General features: G+C 50.7%; 4 protein-coding genes. 1 reads left to right on the top strand and 3 read right to left on the bottom strand.

Annotated features, from left to right (window positions below):
* Positions 1–205 precede the first annotated feature (205 nt).
* On the top strand, positions 206–667 hold the full coding sequence (locus tag MED297_RS19765) for a DUF2390 domain-containing protein (protein ID WP_154651020.1): 462 nt from the start codon (positions 206–208) through the stop codon (positions 665–667).
* On the opposite strand, the gene MED297_RS22475 is transcribed toward MED297_RS19765, so the two are convergent.
* The 3 genes from MED297_RS22475 to MED297_RS19745 all read right to left on the bottom strand — a co-directional run bounded on the left by MED297_RS22475 (position 664) and on the right by MED297_RS19745 (position 3,224).
* Positions 664–1,869, bottom strand: a complete 1,206-nt coding sequence (locus MED297_RS22475; RefSeq protein ID WP_008048183.1) for a hypothetical protein — start codon at positions 1,867–1,869, stop codon at positions 664–666. The genes MED297_RS19765 and MED297_RS22475 overlap by 4 nt on opposite strands.
* Before the next feature lie 270 nt (positions 1,870–2,139).
* Positions 2,140–2,847, bottom strand: coding sequence for a ParA family protein (locus MED297_RS19750; RefSeq protein ID WP_008048174.1), 708 nt, complete (start codon positions 2,845–2,847; stop codon positions 2,140–2,142).
* A gap of 41 nt (positions 2,848–2,888) precedes the next feature.
* Complete coding sequence (locus MED297_RS19745; RefSeq protein WP_154651019.1) at positions 2,889–3,224, bottom strand: WD40 repeat domain-containing protein; 336 nt, start codon at positions 3,222–3,224, stop codon at positions 2,889–2,891.
* Positions 3,225–3,387 lie beyond the last annotated feature (163 nt).

Here is a 3,387-nt window from a genome sequence, read left to right as displayed (position 1 = left end):
TCGGTATTTCTGCGCCATGTGTGACAATCGCCAACGAGCAGGTACACGACAGTCACTTCATCAACCGTCAGGTCACTTGAAGGACTCGAAAGAGTGTCGTTTTCCGGTGCCGTTGGCTCCGATGACAGCAATCCGTTCGCCTGGATTGATCGACACGCTGGCTTGATCAAGCAACGTTTTGCCGCCAAGCTGCAAAGAAACATCAGTGAGAGTAATCATGGAGCGCGAGTTTACCAACGCCCTGAGCAATACGCCATTGTGGCGCTTTGCGCTGACCGTTTATCCGCATCATCAACAGGCTCTGCTTGCCTGGCAGGATGAGGCCGGAGCCAACGTTAACCGTCTATTGTTATTCGCTTATTGTCAGCGCAATCGCTGTAATCTGGCCGCGGACGGGTTTGAGAGCCCTGCTCTCAATCGGCTTGAGGAACTGATTAAGCGGGTTCGGTTGGTACGCAAAACACAAAGGGGAGCGGCTCGGGTCAGCCTTAAATCGTTTGAGCTCGAGTTGGAAGGACTGCACCTGCAATTATTAGATACGCTGGCTCAGTGGCCATCCGATGGCACGGACAGGCATCCACCCGACGTCGTCATCACGAGATATGAAGTTCAGCTGGGCATTAAAAAGGGGGCCTTAGCCCCCTTTATTGCAACACTTGCGAATTAAGCGTCTTTTTTCGGATCAAACAGGCTGCGTCCTTCATTAGAAGGGACCGTGTTAACCGCCGGTGCGGCTGGTTTTGGAGCCTCTTCCTTTTTCACAGGTTCAGCCGGTTTAGCGACCGGTGCGGCTGGTTTCGGCGCTTCCGCCGGTTTGGCTGCCGGTGCCGGTGCAGTAGGCTTAGGTGACTCTACAGGCTTGGTTTGTGCCGGCTTAGCAGCCGTCACCGGTTTTACCGGGGCTTTCTTAGCAACCGTTGGCTTAGGTGCTGCCTTCTTAGCCGCTGGTTTTTTCGCGGTTGTTTTCTTCGCTGCTGGCTTTTTAGCTGCAGGCTTTTTAACAGCTGTTTTCTTCGCCGCAGGCTTCTTCACAGCCGCTTTTTTGGTTGTTGCTTTTTTAGCGGCAGGCTTAGCTGCTGCTTTCTTAGCCGGCGCTTTCTTCGCCGTGGCTTTTTTTGCTGCGGCTTTCTTCACGGGCGCTTTCTTGGCCGTGGTTTTCTTAGCGGCTGGTTTTTTGGCCGCTTTTTTCTTAGTTGCGGCTTTCTTAGCGGCGGCTTTTTCTTTGGCAGCTTTCTTTTTCGCTTCCGCTTTGGCTTTCTTTTCAGCCGCCGCTTTGGCTTTCTTCTCAGCTAACTCAGCCTTTTTGGCTTCGGCGGCTGCTTTCCGGGCAAGCTCTTTTTCACGCAGTGCACGGGCTTTATCTTCATCTTTCTGCAGCTTCGCCAGACCTTTCTGCTTAGCCGCGGCTAATTTCGCCTCAAACTTCACGCTCTCGGCCTGCACTTTAGCCGCAGCCAGTTCCGCTTTCAGGTCACGAACAGCAGCTTTGGTTTCAGCAGCTGCGGCGGTGGCTTTTTCAGCAGCCGCTTTCGCTGCTGATGTTTTGGACGTTTTAGCTTTTGCCGTTGCTTTGGCTTTGCGATCGGCCGCCGTTTTCGCTTTCTTCGTTGCAGCGTCTACTTTCTTCTTCAGAGAATCGACCAGCTTGTCGGTATCTTTCTGCTCTTTTGCCTGAGCTTTATCGAGCTGAGCTTCCAGTTTCGCGATGTCTTTCTTCAGTTGATCAACAACCGAAACTGTTGCTTTGCTGGCAGTGGATTTTTTTGCGGCTGCTTTCTTTGCAGGCGCTTTCTTCGCAGGTGCTTTTTTCTTAGCAGCAACCTTACGTGTTGGTGCTTTTTTTGCGGCTTTTTTCTTTGCAGCGGCCATGACCCCAGTCCTCTTTCGAATTGGCTTTACAACATTGATTTACTGACGACGTACTATTGTCACCCAGCTATAAAAATTCAAGCGTTTGTTCGCATTTTCAGCAAGTTTTTTGACCGAGCGCGGTGAAATCTTTGCGGATCGATTCAGATTGCACTTTGAGTGCTCAAAAAATTGTGTTTATTGGAAAGCAACCTGAAGACTTATAGATGCGATGAAAGATTTCGTTGCGGTCGTTCGCTTTGTTAAAAAACAGGTAGATTGAGTGTAGCTTTAGTTGGCGTCAATCCAATCGACAAGCGTTTGCCAATCGGTCACATCTTCCGATTTTGCATTGTTCAGATCATGAATCCCCATGCCATATTCCGACGCACGGATGTAATACTGTGTATCGCGGAAACTGCACACAAACGGGATTTTCAGACTTTTCAAAAACAGCTCAAGCTTGGAATACACCAAGGTGTTTTTACGCACGCGATTGGCCACCACCGCAATGCTTCGTGGGTTAGCCCGATAAGCAGGTGTTAAAAACAGTTCTTTAATAAACAGGGTTGTTGCCCGTATATCGATGGGGGACGGTGTCACGGGAATCACTATATAATCCGATTCACGCACCAAATCATTCAATAGCGCACCCGTTAACCCAGCAGGTGTGTCAATAACGACTTTGGTGGTTTGAGCAGGAAGGTTGCGTAAATACCAGGTTCGGGTGACCTGAGTCGCTGATTTTTTAAAGGCTGATACGCCATGAATTTTGGATCGTTCGGATTGTCGTAACTGCAGCCATTGGCTGGCGGAGCCCTGCGGGTCGAAATCAATCAGAGTGCAATGTTCATCGCGCGCGGCAAAGTAACTCGACAGATTGGTCGCTACGGTTGTTTTACCACTGCCACCTTTCGCATTCGCAACAAGGATGCGTTTGGGTTTCGGGGCGTTAATGACCCTTGCCCGGGGTTCAGTATTGGTCACATCAATTGCCATTTGCACTCCATTTACCCAGCAGCTTATCAGATTTTCATGAATCAAAAAGCATACAGGTAACCATTCGAACCAACGGCCATCAGCTGGCTACCGCGCCAGGCCACGTCCAAAACAATGGCACTTTTAAACGCTTGCCCGCCTTCGGTACCAATTTTCCAGGTCTGGGTTTTCTCACCACTGCGCACATCAAACTCAAAGATATTACGATGGGTGGTCCCGGCAAGTAACCGACTGTCACCAACAAAACGAGCTGAGTACAGGCGGAACTTGGCGGTGTTCAGTTCAGCGATTTTCTGTCGACTGCCCAAGTTCCATAACTCAACCGGCTCATTCGCCGGTGCCATTAAGGCGATACGGCCACTTGGGCTTAACGTCACCAGAGACACCTGATTGCTGTACTCAAACGATCGGATACGTTCTCCGTTGCGAATGTTCCAGAGGCTTGCGGTACGATCCTCCGAACCGGGTTAGCGCCAGCCCGGCCTCCAGATTCAGCGAGACACTGATCACCGGGCCCGCCGTGGGCAAACTCCCGAAACA

It is taken from the genome of Reinekea blandensis MED297, from assembly GCF_000153185.1.
Taxonomy (GTDB): domain Bacteria; phylum Pseudomonadota; class Gammaproteobacteria; order Pseudomonadales; family Natronospirillaceae; genus Reinekea; species Reinekea blandensis.
Note: the sequence above shows the minus strand (reverse complement) of the source record. Positions and strands in the feature narration are given on the sequence as shown.